Origin of the sequence: Streptomyces aquilus (assembly GCF_003955715.1) — a bacterium.
In the GTDB taxonomy this organism is placed as follows: Bacteria; Actinomycetota; Actinomycetes; order Streptomycetales; family Streptomycetaceae; genus Streptomyces; species Streptomyces aquilus.
The window spans coordinates 4,539,581-4,558,326 of sequence record NZ_CP034463.1; the positions used below are offsets into that span (position 1 = coordinate 4,539,581).

Sequence of the window (18,746 nt, forward strand, 5' to 3'; positions counted from 1 at the left end):
GTCAAGTTCTACCGTCCCGGCATGACGCATACAACGGACTTCCTCGCCCCGGCCCGCCTCGGCCGCCTCGCCCTCCCCCACCACCTGGTGATGGCCCCGCTGACCCGCAACCGCGCGGAGGCCGACGGCACCCCGACCGACCTCATGGTCACCCACTACGCCCAGCGCGCCTCCGCCGGTCTGATCATCGGCGAGGCGGCGACACCCAACGCGGTCGGGCAGACGTACCCGAACATCACCGCGATCCACACCGACCGGCACGTGGCGGGCTGGCGGCGGGTGACCGACGCCGTACGGGCGGCGGGCGGGCGGATGTTCCTCCAGCTCCAGCACGGCGGGCGGGTCAGCCACCCGGAGACCACCGGGCTGCACCCCGTCGCCCCCTCCCCCGTCCCGCTCCCGGAGACGATCTTCACCTCGCGTGGGCACCGGCCGGCCGTCGTCCCACGGGAGATGAGCCTCGACGACATCCGCGCCACCGCCGCCGACTTCGCCGCGGCCGCGCGCCGGGCCGTCGAGGCGGGGTTCGAGGGGGTGGAGGTGCACTCGGCCAACGGGCATCTGCTGCACCAGTTCCTGGCGGCCAACACCAACCGCAGGACGGACGCGTACGGCGGCCCCGTGGAGCGCAGGGTGCGGTTCACCGTCGAGGTCACCGAGGCGGTCGCGGACGCGATCGGCGCCGACCGGGTGGGCGTACGGGTCTCCCCCGGCGGCACGGTCAACGGCATCGTCGAGGACGACACCGACACCCTCTACCCGGCGCTGGTGGCCCGCCTGAAGGACCTCGGTCTCGCCTATCTGCACCTGGTGCACGCCGACCCGGCGACCGACTGGTACCGCCGCATCCGCGCCGACTGGCCCGGCACCCTGATCGGCAACCCGGTGCTGACCGACCTCGGCACCGAGGCGGTCACCCGGGCCGCGCGGGACATGCTGGCCGCGGGCGCCGACCTGGTGGCCCTGGGGCGGCCGTTCCTCGCCAACCCCGACCTGGTGGACCGGCTGCGGCTCGGGGCGCCCCTGAACCCCGTACGGGACCGGTACCTGATGTACGTGGGCGGGGCGGCCGGCTACACCGACTACCCCGCCCTGCACGAAACCGGCGCTCAGCCGTCCAGCGACTCGATCGTCGCGTTGGACGGGCCGCGCGTCGCCTGAAGGTCCCGGGCCACGTCCTCCGCCGCGCCCAGCACCCGCACCGAGTTCTGCCAGGTCAGCTTGGCCAGGTCCGCCTTGGACCAGCCGCGGTCGAGGAGTTCCGCGATCAGGTTCGGGTAGCCCGACACGTCGTCCAGGCCGTCCGGGGTGAACGCCGTGCCGTCGTAGTCGCCGCCGATGCCGAGGTGGTCGACGCCGGCGACCTCGCGCATGTGGTCGAGGTGGTCGGCGACGGTCGCGGCCGTGGCGACCGGGCGCGGGTGCCGCTCCTCGAAGGCGCGGTGCACCTTCATCGCCTCGGGGGTGGTGTCCAGGTGGTGCAAGCCGTGCTCGCGCATGTTCTCGTCGGCCGCCGCCGTCCAGTCCACGGCCGCCTGGAGGACGAACTTCGGCACGAACGTCACCATCGCGACCCCGCCGTTGGCGGGCAGGCGCTCCAGGACGTCGTCGGGGATGTTGCGCGGATGGTCGCAGACCGCCCGGGACGAGGAGTGCGAGAAGATCACCGGCGCCAGGCTGGCGTCCAGCGCGTCCCGCATGGTCGTCGCCGCCACGTGGGAGAGGTCGACGAGCATGCCCTCGCGGTTCATCTCCGCCACGACCGCCCGCCCGAAGGCCGTGAGGCCGCCGGCGTTCGGCTCGTCCGTCGCCGAGTCCGCCCAGTCGTTGTTGTAGTTGTGGGTGAGGGTCATGTAGCGGACACCGAGCGCGTACAACGCGCGTAGCGTCGCGAGCGAGTTGGCGATCGAGTGGCCGCCCTCGGCCCCCATCAGGGAGGCGATACGGCCCTCCGACCGCGCCGCCTCCATGTCCGCCGCGGTCAGCGCGGCCCGCAGGTCGGCCGGGTGCCGGTCGATCAACTGCCGTACGCAGTCGATCTGTTCCAGCGTCATCGGCACCGCGTCGGGCAGGTCCGCGCGGACGTACACCGACCAGTACTGCGCCCCGACCCCGCCGGCCCGCAGCCGGACGAGGTCGGTGTGCAGATGGGCGCTCTGGTCGGTGGCGATGTCACGGGCGTCGAGGTCGTAGCGGACCTGTTCGCGCAGCGCCCAGGGCAGGTCGTTGTGGCCGTCGACGACCGGGAACTCGGCGAGGAGTTCCCGGGCGGCCCCCAGCGAGGACATGGCCGTCACTTCCCTGAACCGAAGCCGAAGCCGCCGCCGGCCCCCTCGACCTTGGCGCGCAGCCGCTTGCCCTTCTCCGTGGCCTGGTCGCCCAGCTCCTGCTGGAACTCCTTCATGCGGCCGAGGAGTTCCTCGTCGGAGGTGGCGAGGATGCGGGCCGCGAGCAGCCCGGCGTTGCGGGCGCCGGCCACGGAGACGGTCGCGACGGGCACGCCGGCCGGCATCTGCACGATCGACAGCAGGGAGTCCATGCCGTCGAGGTACTTCAGCGGCACGGGCACGCCGATGACCGGCAGCGGGGTGACGGAGGCGAGCATGCCGGGGAGGTGGGCGGCGCCGCCCGCACCCGCGATGATCACCTTGATGCCGCGCCCGGCCGCCTCCTCGCCGTACGCGATCATCTCGCGCGGCATGCGGTGGGCGGAGACGACGTCGACCTCGTACTCGATCTCGAACTCGTCGAGGGCCTGGGCGGCGGCCTCCATGACGGGCCAGTCGCTGTCCGACCCCATGACGATGCCTACGACAGGGCTCATTCGGTGATGGTGCCTCTCAGGTAACCGGCAGCGTGACGTGCGCGCTCCAGCACGTCGTCCAGGTCGTCGCCGTAGGTGTTGACGTGGCCGACCTTGCGGCCGGGCTTCACGTCCTTGCCGTACATGTGGATCTTGAGCTGGGGGTCGCGGGCCATGCAGTGCAGGTACGCGGAGTACATGTCCGGGTAGTCGCCGCCGAGGACGTTGACCATGACCGTCCACGGAGCGCGCGGGCGCGGGTCGCCGAGCGGCAGGTCGAGGACGGCCCGGACGTGGTTGGCGAACTGGCTGGTGATCGCGCCGTCCATGGACCAGTGGCCGCTGTTGTGCGGGCGCATCGCCAGCTCGTTGACGAGGATGCGGCCGTCGCGGGTCTGGAACAGCTCGACGGCGAGGTGGCCGACGACGCCCAGTTCCTTGGCGATGGTCAGCGCCATCTCCTCGGCCTCCAGCGCGAGCGCCGGGTCCAGGTCGGGGGCCGGGGCGATCACGGTGTCGCAGACGCCGTTGACCTGCTGGGACTCCACCACCGGGTAGGCGACGGCCTGGCCGTGCGGGGAGCGGACGACGTTGGCGGCGAGCTCGCGGACGTAGTCGACCTTCTCCTCGGCGAGGACGGGCACACCGGCCCGGAAGGGGTCCTCGGCCTCCTCGGCGGAGTCGACGACCCACACGCCCTTGCCGTCGTAGCCGCCGCGGACGGTCTTCAACACGACCGGGAAGCCGTCGCCCTCCTCGGCGAACGCCACCACGTCCGCCGGGTCGCTCACGATCCGGTGCCGTGGGCACGGCACCCCGATCGCGTCGAGCCGCGCCCGCATCACGCCCTTGTCCTGGGCGTGCACGAGAGCGTCCGGACCGGGGCGCACGGGGATGCCGTCCGCCTCCAGAGCCCGGAGGTGCTCGGTGGGTACGTGTTCGTGATCGAAGGTGATCACATCGCAGCCCCTCGCGAACGCGCGCAGCGTGTCGAGATCGCGATAGTCGCCGATGACGACATCGCTCACGACCTGCGCCGCCGAGTCCTGAGGGGTGTCACTGAGGAGCTTGAACCTGATGCCGAGCGGGATGCCTGCCTCGTGTGTCATACGAGCGAGCTGGCCCCCGCCGACCATGCCGACTACCGGGAACGTCACGCTCCTAGGGTATCGGCCACGCCACGGCGGCCGGATTGCGCTCCTCCTCCGCCCGCTTTGTGCCTGCTTTCCGCCCGCTTTCCCCCGCTCATACCAGCTTCTTTACGGCCGTGTACGTCCGCGCGCAGGCAACCGGCAGGGGGGATGGTTAGCATGGCTGGGTTGACGAAACCGACCGACGTCGACGAAACCGACCGACTGGGGGCCTGTACTTCCATGGGACGTGGTTCCTCAGGGCTGCGCAGGCTCGTGCACGAGATCGCCAAGTTCGGCGCCGTGGGCGGTGCGGGGCTGCTCGTCAACCTGCTCGTCTTCAACCTGGTACGGCACACCACCGACCTCCAGGTGGTGCGCGCCAGCGTGATCGCGACGGTCGTCGCGATCGTCTCGAACTACATCGGCTTCCGGTACTTCACGTACCGCGACCGCGACAAGAGCGGCCGTACGAAGGAGCTGACGCTGTTCCTGCTGTTCAGCGCGGTCGGCCTGGTGATCGAGAACGGCGTGCTGTACGTGGCGACGTACGGCTTCGGCTGGGACAGCCCGCTGGAGAGCAACGTCTTCAAGTTCCTCGGCATCGGCATCGCGACGCTGTTCCGCTTCTGGTCGTACCGCACGTGGGTGTTCAAGGCCCTGCCGGCGCCTGAGCTGGTGGCGAGCGCGGAGGAGATCCTGGCCCAGGCGGAGCGCGGGCCGCGTTCCAAGCAAAGGGTCAGCTGACGTCCCTAAGGGGCGCGGGGAACTGCGCGACCAGCCACGACGGCGCCGCACCTGCCACACAACACAAGCCCTATCGGACCGTGGGCTCCTGGTCGTCCATCGCCGGCTTCTTCAGGGGCGTACGCGACAGGAACAGCCCGAACACCGCCGGCTGCGCCTGGAGCATCTCCAGGCGCCCCCCGTCGGCCTCCGCGAGGTCGCGCGCGACCGCCAGTCCGATGCCCGTGGAGTTCCGCCCGCTGATCGTCCGCTCGAAGATCCGCGCGCCCAGGTCGGCCGGCACGCCCGGCCCCTCGTCGGTGACCTCGATGACGGCCTGGTTGCCGGTCACGCGCGTCCGCAGCGCCACCGTGCCGCCCCCGTGCATGAGCGAGTTCTCGATGAGCGCCGCCAGCACCTGCGCGACCGCGCCCGGGGTGCCGACCGCCCGCAGATGCCGTTTGCCGGAGCTGACGATGGCCCGGCCCGCGCTGCGGTAGGCGGGGCGCCACTCGGCGAGCTGCTGCTGGATGACCTCGTCGAGGTCGAAGGAGACCGCGGAGCCGGTGCGGGGGTCGCGGGCGTTGGTGAGCAGCCGCTCGACGACGTCCGTCAGCCGCTCCACCTGCGTGAGCGCGATCGTCGCCTCCTCCTTCACCGTGTCGGGATCGTCGGTGAGGGTGATCTCCTCCAGGCGCATGGACAGCGCGGTCAGCGGGGTGCGCAGCTGGTGGGAGGCGTCGGCGGCGAGGCGCCGCTCGGCGGTGAGCATGCGGGCGATGCGCTCGGCGGAGCCGTCGAGGACGTCGGCGACCCGGTCCAGCTCGGGGACGCCGTACCGCTTGTGCCGGGGGCGTGGATCACCGGAGCCGAGCCGTTCCGCCGTCTCGGCGAGGTCGGTGAGCGGCGAGGCCAGCTTGTTGGCCTGCCGTACGGCGAGCAGCACGGCGGCGATCACCGCGAGCAGCGCCACCGCGCCGATGATCAGCAGGGTGCGGCCGACCTCGCGGGTGACGGACGAGCGCGGCTCCTGGACGGTGACCGTCTCGCCCTCCTCGCCCTTCTCGGTGGAGCTGATGACGTCACCGGTGGGCTTGACGCCGACCTCGATGACCGGCTCGCCGGGGATGTGGATCTCGGCGAACCGCTCCCCTGCGACCTGCTCCTTCAGCACCTCCGCGTCGACGGTCTGCTCGCCGAGCAGCCGGCTGTCGACGATGCTGGCCAGCCGGACCGCCTCGGAGTCGACGCGTTCCTGGGCGCTGTTGCTGATGGTCCGGGTCTCGACGATGACGAGCGAGACCCCGAACACGGCGATGACGACGAGGACGACGGCGAGCGTCGACTGGATGAGGCGGCGGCGCACGGGGTTCGGCTAGCTCTTCTCGAACCGGAAGCCGACACCGCGCACGGTGGCGATGTAGCGGGGGTTCGCCGCGTCGTCGCCGAGCTTCTTGCGCAGCCAGGAGATGTGCATGTCGAGGGTCTTGGTGGAGGACCACCAGGTGGTGTCCCAGACCTCGCGCATCAGCTGGTCGCGGGTGACGACCCGGCCCGCGTCCCGCACGAGGACGCGCAGCAGGTCGAACTCCTTCGCGGTGAGCTGGAGCTCCTCGTCGCCCATCCAGGCGCGGTGCGACTCGACGTCGATCCGCACGCCGTGGGTGGCCGGCGGCTGCGCGGGCTCGGCGGCGCCGCGCCGCAGCAGGGCCCGGACCCGGGCGAGCAGTTCGGCGAGGCGGAAGGGCTTGGTGACGTAGTCGTCGGCGCCCGCGTCCAGACCGACGACGGTGTCCACCTCGTCGGCCCGCGCGGTCAGGATGAGGATCGGCACGGCGTGGCCCTCGGCGCGCAGCCGGCGGGCGACCTCCAGGCCGTCCATGCCGGGCAGACCCAGGTCGAGCACGACCAGGTCGACACCGCCCTGCATTCCGGCGTCGAGTGCGGTGGGGCCGTCCTCACGCACCTCGACCTCGTACCCTTCCCGGCGCAGGGCGCGGGCCAGCGGCTCCGAGATGGACGCATCGTCCTCGGCGAGCAGTACACGGGTCATGAGCTGATGGTAGACCGCGGAATGCAGATGCTGGGGTGTGATCGCAAGCCCGTGATTCTTACCATGGGGCGTTCTGGTACGAACCTATGTACCAGAGGTGAGAGCCTGGTGAGAGCCTTGGAAAAGGCGTGCAGGGTTCCATTGACGCCTGTGATCCATCTCTCAAGTCCTTCCATTTCCGGCACTGTCCTGCCGTATGGTGAAAGACGCCTTTTGCAGCACGGGGACCTTTGGCAGAGCAGTTCACGCTGAAGGTCTCTTTTGTGTGCGGGCCGGCCACCGCCAGCCTTGAAACACGTTGCGCGTCCCCACCAGCAAGGAACGACCAATGGCGTCCAGCCTGACGAAGGACTCGGCCCGCCGGGGCACCCCCGGAACCGAGCAGACCTTCTTCGGCCACCCCCGCGGACTGGCCACTCTCTTCATGACCGAGATGTGGGAGCGTTTCTCCTACTACGGCATGAGGGCTCTCCTCCCGCTGTACCTCGTCGCCCCCGGCGGCCTCCACCTCAGCGCCGCCACCGCGACCGCGATCTACTCCGTGTACGTCTCGCTGGTGTACCTGCTCGCCCTGCCGGGCGGCTGGTTCGGCGACCGCGTCTGGGGTCCCCGCAAGACCGTCGCCGTCGCCGGCGCGGTGATCATGCTCGGCCACCTCACGCTGGCCCTGCCGTCCTCCGGCACCTTCTACGCGGGCCTCGGCCTCGTGGCGATCGGCTCCGGCCTGCTGAAGGCCAACATCTCCCCGATGGTCGGCCACCTCTACGACGGCCCCGACGACCCGCGCCGGGACGGTGGCTTCACCGTCTTCTACATGGGCATCAACCTCGGCGCGTTCGCCGCGCCGCTGGTCATCGGCACCATCGGTGAGAACGTCAACTGGCACCTGGGCTTCGCCCTCGCCGCGCTCGGCATGGCGCTGGGCCTCGGCCAGTTCCTGATCGGCTCCCGCCACCTGGCGGACCGTTCCAGCGTCGTCCCGACCCCGCTGTCGGAGCAGGAGAAGGCCTCGACCCTGCGCAAGGCCGCGATCTGGGCCGGTGTCGCCGTGGTCTTCTACGCGATCGTCGGCTTCTCGGGCCACTACACGCTGAACTGGATCCTGGTCCCGCTGACCCTGCTCGGCCTGATCATCCCGGTGATGGTGCTGGCCCGCATCAAGCGCGACAAGGACCTGGACCGCAGCGAGCAGAAGTCGATGTCGGCGTACATCTGGTTCTTCGTCGCCGCGGCCGTGTTCTGGATGATCTACGACCAGGGCGGCTCGACCCTGTCGATCTTCGCCGACTCCTCGGCCGACAACACCATCTTCGGCTGGGAGTTCCCGGTCTCCTGGTACCAGTCGGTCAACCCGGTCCTGATCATGGCGCTGGCCCCGGTCTTCGCCTGGTTCTGGCTGGCGCTGAACCGGCGCGGCAAGGAGCCGAGCACGATCGTGAAGTTCGCCTCGGGCCTGGTCCTGGTCGGCGCGTCCTTCTTCCTGTTCCTCGCCCCGCTGGCGATCGCCGACGGCGGTCACAAGGCGGCGGCGGCCTGGCTGGTGGCGATCTACTTCGTCCAGACCGTCGGTGAGCTCCTGCTCTCCCCGGTCGGCCTGTCGGTGACGACGAAGATGGCCCCGGCGAAGTACGCCTCCCAGATGATGGGCGTCTGGTTCCTCGCGGTCACCGCGGGCGACGCCACGACGGGCCTGCTGTCCATCGCCGGCGTCGACCTCAACAAGACGGGCATCGTCGCCCTGGAGGCCACGCTCGCCGTGCTCGCCGGCGCCGCGGTCTGGATGTACCGCAGCCGCGTCAAGGAACTCATGGGCAGCGTCCGCTGACCCGAGGACTGTGACGAAGGGCCGCCGCACCCCCCGGTGTGGCGGCCCTTCAGGTTTTTCAGACGGGCCCCCGGTGCGGCGGCCCTTCGGGGCCTTCAGACGCGTCGCCTGCCCGGCAGGAACGTGAACACCGCCGCGCCCAGCAGTACGGCCGTGCCGGCCACCAGGCCCAGGGCCTTCAGGGCGCCGTGGTCCTCGGCGCCGGTCGCCGCCAGGCCGCCCGAGGAGGAGCCGCCGCCCGAGGACGAGCCGCCGCCGGTCGAGGAGCCGCCGGACGCCCCGCCCTCCTGCTTAGAGGTGTCGAGCTTCAGGGACACCGAGGTCGAGTCCGGCGTGCAGGTGGTCGTCGTGCCGAGGGCCTTGATCGTCAGGACGCCCGGCGACAGCGTGGACTCGCCCGTCGCCCCCGGCCTGTAGGTGCCGGTCATGTCCGGGATCTCGATCGGGTCGCCCGCCTTGATGTCCTCGGCGTTGGTCGGGCCCTCCACAGGGACCGAACCCTTGTCGGCGCCGCCCAGGACGACCTCCATCGAGGGCTTGATGGAGTCCTTCGGGATGTTGGCCGGGCTGTTCATCGGGGACTTCTTGAACTGCACCGTGAGGCCGTAGTTCCCGCCGTCCTTCTTGGCGTTGATCTGGATCGTGGACGTCGCCTTCTGCTCGCCGATCGGCGACTTGCAGGTGTAGGGGATGTCGACGACCTTGCCCTGGAAGTCGGTCTGTCCGCCGTCGGACTGCGTGGCGCTCGCGGTCGGCTCCTCGGACGCGCTGGAGCTCGGGCTCTCGCTCGGCTCGTCGGAGGAGGTCGGGGTCGGCGAACTCCCGTCACCCGCCTGCACGTCGATCGTCGCCGCCGTCGGCACCTGCGCGCTCGGCGTGCACTTGGTGTCCGTGCCGTACGCGGTGACCGTGTACGCGTCCGGCGTCAGCGTCACCTCACCGGCCGTCGTCAGCTTCAGCGTGCCCTTCATGTCGGAGAGCACCATGTCGCCGCCCTTGGGGATGGGCGGGTTCTGCTGCGGCCCCGCCATGGCGATGTCGGTGCTCTGCGCGCCGGCCGCCTTGAGGGTGCCGGTCGGCTTGACCTGGTTCTCCCCGATGTCGATGAGGTCGGGGTTCTTCGAGGCGGCCTGGACGAACTTCCACACCACCTCGACCTCGTCGCCGACCTCGGCGGTGGCCGGCGCGGTGATCTCCACCTTGGTGGTGCCGTCCACGGGGTCGAGGCCGACGCCGGCGGGCGGCACGCAGTGGGTCGCGTACGACACCTCCGCGGCCTGTGCGGGCGCGACGGCGACGCCGATCAGGACGCCCGCCCCGCAGAGCGCCAGCGCGACTCTCGCACGGTCGGGTACGGCTCTCCTTCGCTTGCTCACGTGGATCCCTTTCTGGTGGGGGTCGTCGGGCTGTCGTCGTGCGGTGCGGAGAGCCGACCGGCCGTGCCCGGATCGGAGTCCGGGGTGAACCACGGCAGGGTCGAGGGCGGGGGCGGCTGTTCGGCGGGGCCGGTGCGCAACCCCGGCAGCCGCAGGGTGAGTTCGGGCAGCCGCAGCCGGGCGGGGGCCCGCTGCGGGCGACCCGGGCGGCGCGGCCGTACCCGGTCGACCACGGCCATCCCGAGACGGAACAGGGCGGCGGGCACGACCAGGCAGACCAGGACCCAGAACAGGGTCACGCCCCAGGGGCGGCCCACCCCCCAGGGCTGTTCGGCGAGGACCTTGCCGCCGTACTTCAGCGAGACCGTGTAGTCGCCGTGCGCGCCGCCCGTCAGCTCGACGGGCAGTTCGACGCGGGCCTTCCTGCCGGGCTCGATCGTGCCGCGCCACTGCTGTTCCTCCCACTGCGGGGCGAACACGCCGTGGGAGGTGCCGACTTGGAAGACGGGGTTCTTGACGGCCGAGGTGCCGACGTTGCCGACGGTGAAGACCAGGGTGCGGGCGGGCGGCGCCCCGAACCAGGTGAGCAGCCCGCCGGAGCCGTCGAGGCGGGTGTCGGTGAGGATCGACAGCCGGCCGCCGGAGGTCTCGGCGGGCAGCGGCTCCACCGCGTGCCCGGCCACTTGGAAGATCGCGTCCGCTTCCGCCTTCGCCCCGGTCACCGTCGCCACGTGCACCACGCAGGGGCAGGGCACCGGGGGTTCGGCGACCGGGAGTTTCCTGCTGAAGCGGCCCTTGGCGTCGGTGGTGACGGCCCGGCCGTCGGCGTTGGCACAGGAGTTGGTGCCGCCGGGCACCCCCCGTGCGGGCACGGCCTGGCCGCAGACGAGGATCATCAGCAGCGCTTTCGGCCGCCAGCCGCTGCCGGTGACGGTAATCGAACCGCCGGTCCCCGCCTGCGACTTGGACAGCTTGACGACGGGCTGCTCGGCGGCCCGCACCGGGCCGGCCGAGACCGACGCCAGCAGCAGCGCCAGCACCGCCGCCCCGAGAATCCGCAGCTTCACGACACCGCTCCCGTCAACTCGGCTTCCGGACAAGAGGGTTCGGCCGGGCCCGCCCCAGGGCGCCCACGACGCCGTACGACGAACAGCCGCCGTACGACGAACAGCGCACCCCCGGCCACCGCCACCCCCACCCCGCCCGCCACCGCGCCCCACGGCCCGACGCCCGCCGAGACCCGCGCCTCGTCCCGTGCGCCGCCCGCCGCCGTGACCGTCAGCCGCACCTCGACGGAGTCCAGCGCGGGGCCCTCCCAGGGCTCGCTCAACTCGGTGCGGCTGCCCGGCGCGAGGGCGACGGGCAGGGCGCGCGGGGCGCGGTCGAGGAGGGGGCCGAGAAGGCCGTCGGCGTGGACGGCGAGCCGGGGTGCGAGCGCGGTCGTACCACGGTTGACCAGCTCGTACGTGATGCGGTCGGCGTGCACGGAGACGTGTTCGACGGTCAGGGCCGACACCGTGGGAACGGTGGCCCGCAGATGGACGGGGACGCGCCGGGTGGTGCCGTCGCCGGCGCGCGCGACGAGCCGGGCGGTGGCGTCGTGGGCCGGGACGGTCACCGTGAAGGGCACCTCGGTGCGGGTGCGCGGGGGCAGCCGGAGCCGGGCGTGCGCGAACGTGACCTCGGCGCCCTCCGCGCGCAGCGAGACGTCCACGGGCGTGCGGCCGCGGTTGGTCAGGGACACCGTGTCCTCCAGGACCGTGCCGGGCCCGCCCTCGGCGTAGAACGACGGCCGCGCCTCCCCGGCGGGCGCGGCCGACCAACCGTCGTCACCGGCGGCGGCGTGCGCGGCCGGGACGGCGGCGAGCAGGGTGAGGACGGTGAGGAGGGTCAGGCCCAGGACACGGACGGCGGACGGCATCGGCGGCTCCGGCTGGCGTACGGCTCACGGGTGCGGCGGGTCTCCGGCTGGCGTACGGCTCACGGGGTGTCTCCGGCTGTCGTACGGCTGGCGGGGTCGGCGGCGGGGCTGCGGGTGTCGGACGGCGCGGGGCCGGCGGCGGGGCACCGGCTGTCGAGCGGCGCGGGGCCGGCGGCGGGGCACCGGCTGTCGAGCGGCGCGGGGCCGGCGCGGCGAGGCTCCGGCTTGCCGTACCGGCTCACGGGGTCAGCGGCGGGTTGCCGCCTGGTGCCGCCTCGTCAGCCACAGCGTGCCGGCCGCGCCCGCGAGGAGGACCGTGCCGCCGAGGGTGCCGAGGGCGATCGCCGAGTCCTCGGGGCCGGTCTGCGGGAGTTCGGCGCCGGAGTCGCTGCCGCTCTGGGTGCCGCTGCCGCCGGAACCTCCGCTCGCGGCCGTGACGTCCAGGGTGAGCGACGGGCCGGGACTGTTCGTCGGCGTGCACGTGGTCGTCGTGCCGAGGGCCTTGATGGTGAGGACGCCCGCGGTGAAGGTGACCTTGCCGGACTTCTTCGGGGTGTACGTCCCGCTCAAGTCGCTGATCTTGATGGGGGTGTTGGCGGGGACGACCGCCTGGTTGGCCGGCCCGGACACGCTGAGGGTGCCGCTGTCGGCGCCGCCCAGCTTGATGACGGCACTCGGGGCCATCGCACCCTTGCCCAGGTCGACCGGGCTGGAGGAGACGCCCTTCTGCCACGACATGGTGATCTTGTAGCCGCTGCCGCTCTTGACGCCCTTGATGTCGATGGGCGAGACGGCGCTCTTGTCGCCGATCGGTGTCTTGCACTGGTACTTGACGTCGACGACCTCGGCATGGGCGGCGGGGGCGGCCATCAGCACCGCCGAGCCGGCCAGGGCCGCGGCGGACGCGAGCGCGGCGGTTCGATTCCGGTACGACACGGTTCCGCTCCCTCTTCGTCGATTCCTGACGGCACATCAGATTCGGCCGTCAAGGTACGCCCGGGGTCGTGAGGAAGGAAGACACGGTGCGCGCCGGAGTTGTGACGATCCGGCGCGCACCGAAGGGGGTTCGGGTGGAGGCCCGGGTGGTGAGCTAACCCTGGGTAACCCGAGGGCGGAGGACATCCGGCAGGCCCCGGTGCCGCAGCACCTCCGGGACCGCCACCGTCCCGTCCGGCCACTGGTGCTGCTCCAGGATCGCGGGGAGGAGACGGCTGGTGGCAAGGCCCGAGGCGTTGAGGGTGTGCACGTACGCCGTCCTGCCGCCGCCCGCCGGGCGGTAGCGGATGCCGCCGCGCCGGGCCTGGTACTCGCGGGCGTTCGACACCGAGCTGACCTCGGCGTACGCGCCGAGGCTGGGCAGCCACACCTCGACGTCGTAGGTCTTGGCCTGGGCGGGGCTGGTGTCTTTGGCGGCGAGTTTGGTGACGCGGTAGTGGAGGCCGAGCCCGGCCACCAACTCCTCGGCCCGCGCGAGGAGTTCCAGCTGGGCGGCCTCCGAGTCCTCCGGCCGGGCGAACTGGAACAGCTCGACCTTGTTGAACTGGTGGCCGCGCAGGGTGCCGCGCTCCGCGGTGCGGTGGCTGCCGCTCTCCACCCGGTAACAGGGCGTGTAGGCCACGTACTTGAGCGGCAGGTCGCGCTCGTCGAGGGTCTCGCCGCGGTGCAGGTTGACGAGGGCGGTCTCGGCGGTGGGGAGCAGGAAGCGGCGTCCACCGCCCTCGCCGGTGCGGAAGACCTCGTCGGCGAACTTCGGGAACTGGCCCGCGGTGTAACCGGCCTCCTCGGTCAGCAGGTGCGGGGGCAGCACGAACTCGTAGCCCGCCCGGCGGTGCGCGTCGAGGAAGTGGTTGAGCAGCGCCCACTCCAGGGCGGCGCCCTCGCCCCGGTAGACCCAGTAGCCGTTGCCGGCGAGACGGACGCCACGGCGGTGGTCGACCAGGCCGAGTTCCTCGCTGAGCGTCACGTGATCCCGTACCGGCTGGGCGAGTTCGGGCGGGGCGCCGACAGTCCGTACGACCTGGTTGTGTTCCTTGCCGCCCGCGAGGACGTCGTCGGCCGGGAGGTTGGGCAGTCCGTCGAGGAACTCCTGATGCCGCTGGGCGAGCCGCCTGAGCGCCGCGTCGGCTTCGGCGAGCCGTCCGGTCAACTCCTGGGCCTGGGCCTGAAGTTCCTCACCCGGGTCGCCGTCCCTGCGCCGGGCGCCCACGGCGGCCGAGATCCGGCGCCGCTCGGCCCGTAGTTCCTCCACGGCGGTACGGGCCGCGCGGAACTCGGCGTCGAGGGCGAGGAAGCCGGGGACGTCGACGTCGACGCCCCGCTTGCGCAGGCCGTCGCGGACACGGTCGGGGTGCTGTCGGATGAGGGTGACGTCGAGCATGTCGCTGCTCCGTCCGGTCTCGTCCGGAGCGGCATGCACCGCCCCGGGGCTGATCCCTCGGGGCGTGGGCGAGAGGGTGCTCGCGGTGCCACCACGCCTTCACCGCCGTACGCCACTGTCGTGGGTACGACGGTCTCGTCGGGCCCGGTGACGGGGGCCGGCCGGCGGGGCATTTCCTCCCCGCACTCGGGAGTGGATTCGCGCCGGGCCGGCGAGGCCGCCCTCACACCCACCGGCGGCTCTCTCGACTCGCGTGACCCGGGCTACTTGTCTCCGTCAGCGCGTTGTGGCCGAGGGTAGGGGACGGGGCGGGGGCGGGGGAAACGGATTTCGGGCGGCCGGAACGGCGACGGCCGGGGCCCCTCGTACAGGTCCCGGCCGCGCCTCGGTCGTACCGCCCCGGTGGTGTCAGTGGAGCATGCCGACCTGGTAGTCGCCGGCCGGCTGACGGGTCATGACGTTCATGCGGTTGAAGAAGTTGATCACGCCGATCAGCATCACGAGGGCCAGCAGCTGCTCCTCGTCGTAGTGCTTCGCGGCGTTCTGCCACACGTCGTCCGGCACTCCGGAGCCGTCGGCGAGCCGGGTGCCCGCCTCCGTCAGCTCCAGCGCCGCCCGCTCCGGCTCGGTGAAGGCCTTGGCCTCGCGCCACGCGGCGACCATGAGCAGCCGGTGCTGGGTCTCTCCCGCGGCGGCGGCCTCCTTGGTGTGCATGTCGAGGCAGGCCCCGCAGCCGTTGATCTGGCTCGCGCGGATCTTGACCAGCTCCTGTGTCGCGGCCGGTACGCCGGACTCGGCGACCGCCTTGTTCGCCGCGATGAGGTGAGGCAGGACCTTGCCCAGGAGGGGGGTGCCGTGGGGGGAGAGCCGGGCTTCCATGGTGTGCTCCTCTGCCGTTGCTTGGCCTTACACACCTAGGACTGAAGGACCCGGTCCATTTGTGACATCAGCGAATGTGACCTGCGTCACGTGCGATAGCCACCGCTTACGCGGGCGCTCCGAGCTCCGCCCAGACCGTCTTGCCCGTCACCCCGGGGTTACGGATGACCCCCCAGTCGAGGCAGAGCCGCTGCACGATGAACATGCCGTGGCCGCCGGGACGGCCCGCGCGGTGCGGGGTGCGCGGCGCCGGCTGGCCCGTGCCGCGGTCGGAGACCTCGACGCGGATCACCTTGTTGTCGCAGGCGATCCACAGCTCGTCCGGCCCCTCGGCATGCAGACAGGCGTTGGTGACCAGCTCGGAGACGACGAGCAGCACGTCCTCGGCGGCGGCCCGCTGGTCCGCGGTGGCGGCGGGCAGCCAGCCCCACGCGTACAGCGCCTGCCGGGCGAAGTCGCGGGCCAGCGGGACGACCCCGCTCGCGCCGTCGAAGCTCAGCCTGCGGACCTGCCGGCCCGCCGAGGAGTCAGACGGCACGACCGCACCCCCTTCGGACGCCCCGGAAGCGCCGTCGGCCTCCCGGCCGCGGTCGCCCGGCGAGTAAGGCCGGGTGCTGCTCATCAGCGCTTCACCTCACCGATTCACCAAGTCATCAATTCACGATTCAATAGTCACGTCGCGGACGTGTCCCCCGCGCGACTTTTGCGGATGTCGCCTCCGCGACGCCCAGGATGTCTCCTGCCCGACCGAACCGGCAGAACACCCCCTGTTTCGGTACGGAAGGCGACACGCGGGAAAAGCGCCGTGCCACCCGGGACGGCGACGAGCTCCGCGCGGCCGGCACGGACCGGCTCAGCCGGCCTCGTCGGCCAGGGCCGCGGCGAGCGTGTCATGCACGGTGAAGACCGCGTCCGCACCCGTGATCTCGAAGACGCGCGCCACCACGGGCAGCATCCCCGCGAGATGCACCCCACCCCCGGCGGCCTCCGCCTTCAGTCGCGCCCCCAGCAGTACGTTCAGGCCCGTGGAGTCACAGAACTCCAGGCGCGAACAGTCGACCACCAGGCGACTGAAGCCCTTGGCGAGGCACTCCTCGAGTGGCTCACGCAACAAATCGGCCGTGTGGTGATCGAGCTCACCTGCCGGGGTCACGACGGCGCTGGCGCCCTCTTCCCGCACCTCGACCAGAAGCCGGCCAGACTGTGCGCTGCCGACCGTCCCGCGGTCCATGCCGTCTCTCTCTCCCGACGTCGTGGCTGCTGTTGACGCCCTCGAACACTACGCCTTCCTCACACACCCTGACACCTGAACATCCGCACACAAACGGACATTTCTCCACAGAACGCACTTGCGGTGAGGTCGGGATAGCGGGTAGGGCTAGTAGGGACACGTACTCGACACGGCCGGCTTTGGAGGCGCCGCACACCGCAGTGCACGCACGGCTTCGGCAGCCACATGCCGAGAACGATGGAGGACATCATGTCACCCCGGCTCGACGCATCGCATACCCAGATCGCGACGTCGACATCCCCCCCGGAACAGCTGGATCCCATCGAGCAGCTCGAACAGATGGAACGGATCGAGCAGGACCAGCGGGACGACCTGCTGGCCGGGCTTCCGGAGATCCCCCCGTACGACGAGGTGGGGCCGGTGGACGCACGAGCCCTGTCCAAGACCCTCTTCGCGCGCCTGGAGTCGCTGGAGGAGGGCACCCACGAATACTCGTACGTCCGCAACACGCTCGTCGAGCTCAACCTGGCCCTGGTCAAGTTCGCCGCCTCCCGCTTCCGCTCCCGCAGCGAGCCGATGGAGGACATCATCCAGGTCGGCACGATCGGCCTGATCAAGGCGATCGACCGCTTCGAGCTCAGCCGCGGTGTGGAGTTCCCCACCTTCGCGATGCCGACGATCGTCGGCGAGATCAAGCGCTTCTTCCGCGACACCTCGTGGTCGGTGCGGGTACCCCGCCGTCTTCAGGAACTCCGCCTCGACCTGGCCAAGGCCGGCGACGAACTGGCGCAGAAGCTGGACCGGGCACCGACGGTCGCCGAACTCGCCGAGCGCCTGGGGCTGACGAAGGACGAGGTCGTGGAGGGCATGGCCGCCTCCAACGCGTACACCGCGTCGTCGCTGGACGCGCAGCCGGAGGAGGACGACGCCGAGGGCGCGCTGGCGGACCGGATCGGTTACGAGGACCACGGCATCGAGGGCATCGAGTACGTGGAGTCCCTGAAGCCCCTGATCGCCGACCTCCCCGCCCGGGACCGGAAGATCCTGTCCCTGCGCTTCGTGGCGGGCATGACCCAGTCGGAGATCGGCGACGAGCTGGGCATCTCGCAGATGCATGTGTCACGGCTGCTGTCGCGGACGCTGGTGCGGCTGCGAAAAGGGCTGACAGTCGAGGATTGACCCCTGGTTTTTTCAGGTGCGGGACTGCTTTTCAGGTGCGGGGCGTGTGCGTCAGACGACGCGCACGCCCCGTCGCCATACCCCGCTCACCAGCGGCACCCCCGGCCGGTAGGCCAGGTGGACGTGGCTCGGGGCGTCGAGGAGGGTGAGGTCCGCCCGGGCGCCCGCGGTGATCCTGCCGACGTCCGTGCGCCGCAGGGCGGCCGCGCCGCCCGCCGTGGCCGACCAGACCGCCTCGTCCGGGGTCATGCCCATGTCCCGCACGGCGAGCGCGATGCAGAACGGCACGGACGAGGTGAAGGACGAGCCCGGGTTGCAGTCGGTGGACAGGGCCACGGTGACACCGGCGTCGAGGAGGCGACGGGCGTCCGGCCACTCGGCGCGGGTGGAGAACTCGGCGCCGGGCAGCAGCGTGGCGACGGTGTCGCCGTTCGCGAGGGCGTCGACGTCGGCGTCCGTGAGGTGGGTGCAGTGGTCGGCGCTGGCGGCGTCGAGTTCGACGGCCAGCTGGACGCCGGGGCCGTAGGACAGCTGGTTGGCGTGGATGCGCGGGTGCAGGCCCTTGGCCTTGCCGGCGGTGAGGATCGCGCGGGCCTGGTCGCCGTCGAACGCGCCCTTCTCGCAGAAGACGTCGATCCAACGGGCGTACGGGGCACAGGCGTCGAGCATCTCGCCGGTGACGAGGGCCACGTACGCGGCCGGGTCGTCGGCGTGGTCCGGGGAGACGATGTGCGCGCCGAGGTAGGTGACCTCGTCGGTGTGGGCGGCGGCGATGCGCAGGGCGCGGGCCTCGTCCTCGACCGTGAGGCCGTAGCCGGACTTCGTCTCGAAGGTCGTCGTGCCCTGGCGCAGGGCCTCGTCGAGATAGCGGGTGAGGTTCGCTTCGAGATCCTCGTCGCTCGCGGCGCGGGTCGCGGCGACCGTCGTCCGGATGCCGCCCGCGGTGTAGGAGCGGCCCGACATGCGGGCGTTGAACTCCTGGGTGCGGTCGCCCGCGAAGACGAGGTGGGAGTGGGAGTCCACGAACCCGGGCAGGACGGCCCGTCCCCCGGCGTCGACGCGATTGTCAGTGGCGGGTGCTTTGCTTGATTCACCGGTCCACGCGACGTGGTCGCCGTCGATGACGACGGCCGCGTCCTGGATCAGACCGAGGGGGGAGCGGTCACCGAGGGAGGGGTCGTTGGTGACGAGCGCGGCGATGTTGGTGATGACGGTGCTGCTCATGGCGGTGGCGTCCTTCGGGGTG

18 protein-coding genes are annotated in these 18,746 nt (G+C 71.5%); 4 read left to right on the forward strand and 14 right to left on the reverse strand.

All coding sequences use genetic code 11. From position 1 onward, the window contains the following. Window positions 1-21 precede the first annotated feature (21 nt). Window positions 22-1,161: an alkene reductase gene (locus EJC51_RS20845; protein ID WP_126272476.1), complete on the forward strand. Its 1,140-nt coding sequence runs from the start codon at window positions 22-24 to the stop codon at window positions 1,159-1,161. Here EJC51_RS20845 and EJC51_RS20850 read toward each other — a convergent pair. Genes EJC51_RS20850 through EJC51_RS20860 form a run of 3 tightly spaced genes read right to left on the reverse strand, consistent with a single transcriptional unit; the run spans window position 1,110 to window position 3,960 of the window. After that, window positions 1,110-2,288 carry a dipeptidase gene (locus EJC51_RS20850; RefSeq protein ID WP_126272477.1) on the reverse strand — a complete coding sequence of 393 codons (1,179 nt, stop codon included), beginning with the start codon at window positions 2,286-2,288 and terminating at the stop codon, window positions 1,110-1,112. The genes EJC51_RS20845 and EJC51_RS20850 overlap by 52 nt on opposite strands. A 5-nt stretch (window positions 2,289-2,293) precedes the next feature. After that, window positions 2,294-2,824, reverse strand: coding sequence for a 5-(carboxyamino)imidazole ribonucleotide mutase (gene purE, locus EJC51_RS20855; RefSeq protein ID WP_126272478.1), 531 nt, complete (start codon window positions 2,822-2,824; stop codon window positions 2,294-2,296). After that, entirely contained in the window at window positions 2,821-3,960 is a 1,140-nt protein-coding gene (locus tag EJC51_RS20860; RefSeq protein WP_166682885.1) for a 5-(carboxyamino)imidazole ribonucleotide synthase, read from the reverse strand. The genes purE and EJC51_RS20860 overlap by 4 nt, the downstream gene beginning before the upstream one ends. Before the next feature lie 216 nt (window positions 3,961-4,176). Between EJC51_RS20860 and EJC51_RS20865 the strand changes: the two genes are divergently transcribed. Then, window positions 4,177-4,680, forward strand: coding sequence for a GtrA family protein (locus EJC51_RS20865; RefSeq protein ID WP_126272480.1), 504 nt, complete (start codon window positions 4,177-4,179; stop codon window positions 4,678-4,680). A gap of 70 nt (window positions 4,681-4,750) precedes the next feature. On the opposite strand, the gene EJC51_RS20870 is transcribed toward EJC51_RS20865, so the two are convergent. Both EJC51_RS20870 and EJC51_RS20875 read right to left on the reverse strand, forming a co-directional pair. Further along, window positions 4,751-6,025, reverse strand: coding sequence for an ATP-binding protein (locus EJC51_RS20870; RefSeq protein WP_126272481.1), 1,275 nt, complete (start codon window positions 6,023-6,025; stop codon window positions 4,751-4,753). Window positions 6,026-6,034: 9 nt separating this feature from the next. Beyond that, window positions 6,035-6,712 carry a response regulator transcription factor gene (locus EJC51_RS20875; protein WP_016436346.1) on the reverse strand — a complete coding sequence of 226 codons (678 nt, stop codon included), beginning with the start codon at window positions 6,710-6,712 and terminating at the stop codon, window positions 6,035-6,037. Window positions 6,713-7,040: 328 nt separating this feature from the next. On the opposite strand from EJC51_RS20875, the gene EJC51_RS20880 reads away from it, so the two are divergent. Next, a complete protein-coding gene (locus EJC51_RS20880) occupies window positions 7,041-8,537 on the forward strand; it encodes an oligopeptide:H+ symporter (protein WP_126272482.1) in 1,497 nt (498 codons plus the stop codon). Window positions 8,538-8,632: 95 nt separating this feature from the next. Here the strand turns inward: EJC51_RS20880 and EJC51_RS20885 are convergent, their stop codons facing one another. From EJC51_RS20885 to EJC51_RS20920, 8 genes are all read right to left on the reverse strand, one after another. Beyond that, window positions 8,633-9,913, reverse strand: a complete 1,281-nt coding sequence (locus tag EJC51_RS20885; RefSeq protein ID WP_126272483.1) for a hypothetical protein — start codon at window positions 9,911-9,913, stop codon at window positions 8,633-8,635. Further along, a complete protein-coding gene (locus tag EJC51_RS20890) occupies window positions 9,910-10,980 on the reverse strand; it encodes a hypothetical protein (RefSeq protein WP_126272484.1) in 1,071 nt (356 codons plus the stop codon). The genes EJC51_RS20885 and EJC51_RS20890 overlap by 4 nt, the downstream gene beginning before the upstream one ends. Beyond that, the gene (locus EJC51_RS20895) at window positions 10,977-11,834 is read right to left on the reverse strand and encodes a hypothetical protein (RefSeq protein ID WP_126272485.1); all 858 of its coding nucleotides are present in this window, start codon (window positions 11,832-11,834) and stop codon (window positions 10,977-10,979) included. The genes EJC51_RS20890 and EJC51_RS20895 overlap by 4 nt, the downstream gene beginning before the upstream one ends. Window positions 11,835-12,080: 246 nt before the next feature. Further along, window positions 12,081-12,770, reverse strand: coding sequence for an LPXTG cell wall anchor domain-containing protein (locus EJC51_RS20900; protein ID WP_126272486.1), 690 nt, complete (start codon window positions 12,768-12,770; stop codon window positions 12,081-12,083). 154 nt (window positions 12,771-12,924) lie between these two features. Then, on the reverse strand, window positions 12,925-14,211 hold the full coding sequence (gene serS, locus EJC51_RS20905; protein WP_126272487.1) for a serine--tRNA ligase: 1,287 nt from the start codon (window positions 14,209-14,211) through the stop codon (window positions 12,925-12,927). 408 nt (window positions 14,212-14,619) lie between these two features. After that, the gene (locus EJC51_RS20910; protein ID WP_126272488.1) at window positions 14,620-15,090 is read right to left on the reverse strand and encodes a carboxymuconolactone decarboxylase family protein; all 471 of its coding nucleotides are present in this window, start codon (window positions 15,088-15,090) and stop codon (window positions 14,620-14,622) included. 106 nt (window positions 15,091-15,196) lie between these two features. Then, window positions 15,197-15,712 carry an ATP-binding protein gene (locus EJC51_RS20915; protein WP_126272489.1) on the reverse strand — a complete coding sequence of 172 codons (516 nt, stop codon included), beginning with the start codon at window positions 15,710-15,712 and terminating at the stop codon, window positions 15,197-15,199. A gap of 231 nt (window positions 15,713-15,943) precedes the next feature. Beyond that, complete coding sequence (locus EJC51_RS20920) at window positions 15,944-16,321, reverse strand: STAS domain-containing protein (RefSeq protein ID WP_126272490.1); 378 nt, start codon at window positions 16,319-16,321, stop codon at window positions 15,944-15,946. Window positions 16,322-16,570: 249 nt separating this feature from the next. Here EJC51_RS20920 and EJC51_RS20925 point away from each other — a divergent pair, with 249 nt between their 5' ends. Further along, window positions 16,571-17,500 carry an RNA polymerase sigma factor SigF gene (locus tag EJC51_RS20925; RefSeq protein ID WP_126272491.1) on the forward strand — a complete coding sequence of 310 codons (930 nt, stop codon included), beginning with the start codon at window positions 16,571-16,573 and terminating at the stop codon, window positions 17,498-17,500. Window positions 17,501-17,551: 51 nt separating this feature from the next. Here EJC51_RS20925 and hutI read toward each other — a convergent pair whose 3' ends face one another. Beyond that, the gene (gene hutI, locus EJC51_RS20930; protein WP_126272492.1) at window positions 17,552-18,724 is read right to left on the reverse strand and encodes an imidazolonepropionase; all 1,173 of its coding nucleotides are present in this window, start codon (window positions 18,722-18,724) and stop codon (window positions 17,552-17,554) included. Window positions 18,725-18,746: the final 22 nt, after the last annotated feature.

Bases quoted from the DNA above. Each gene is read 5' to 3' on its own strand.
- EJC51_RS20915 (WP_126272489.1), bottom strand. From the start codon at position 15,712: ATGAGCAGCACCCGGCCTTACTCGCCGGGCGACCGCGGCCGGGAGGCC.
- EJC51_RS20910 (WP_126272488.1), bottom strand. From the start codon at position 15,090: ATGGAAGCCCGGCTCTCCCCCCACGGCACCCCCCTCCTGGGCAAGGTC.
- EJC51_RS20920 (WP_126272490.1), bottom strand. From the start codon at position 16,321: ATGGACCGCGGGACGGTCGGCAGCGCACAGTCTGGCCGGCTTCTGGTC.
- EJC51_RS20875 (WP_016436346.1), bottom strand. From the start codon at position 6,712: ATGACCCGTGTACTGCTCGCCGAGGACGATGCGTCCATCTCGGAGCCG.
- EJC51_RS20880 (WP_126272482.1), top strand. From the start codon at position 7,041: ATGGCGTCCAGCCTGACGAAGGACTCGGCCCGCCGGGGCACCCCCGGA.
- EJC51_RS20850 (WP_126272477.1), bottom strand. From the start codon at position 2,288: ATGTCCTCGCTGGGGGCCGCCCGGGAACTCCTCGCCGAGTTCCCGGTC.
- EJC51_RS20845 (WP_126272476.1), top strand. From the start codon at position 22: ATGACGCATACAACGGACTTCCTCGCCCCGGCCCGCCTCGGCCGCCTC.
- EJC51_RS20895 (WP_126272485.1), bottom strand. From the start codon at position 11,834: ATGCCGTCCGCCGTCCGTGTCCTGGGCCTGACCCTCCTCACCGTCCTC.
- EJC51_RS20865 (WP_126272480.1), top strand. From the start codon at position 4,177: ATGGGACGTGGTTCCTCAGGGCTGCGCAGGCTCGTGCACGAGATCGCC.
- EJC51_RS20925 (WP_126272491.1), top strand. From the start codon at position 16,571: ATGTCACCCCGGCTCGACGCATCGCATACCCAGATCGCGACGTCGACA.
- serS (WP_126272487.1), bottom strand. From the start codon at position 14,211: ATGCTCGACGTCACCCTCATCCGACAGCACCCCGACCGTGTCCGCGAC.
- hutI (WP_126272492.1), bottom strand. From the start codon at position 18,724: ATGAGCAGCACCGTCATCACCAACATCGCCGCGCTCGTCACCAACGAC.
- purE (WP_126272478.1), bottom strand. From the start codon at position 2,824: ATGAGCCCTGTCGTAGGCATCGTCATGGGGTCGGACAGCGACTGGCCC.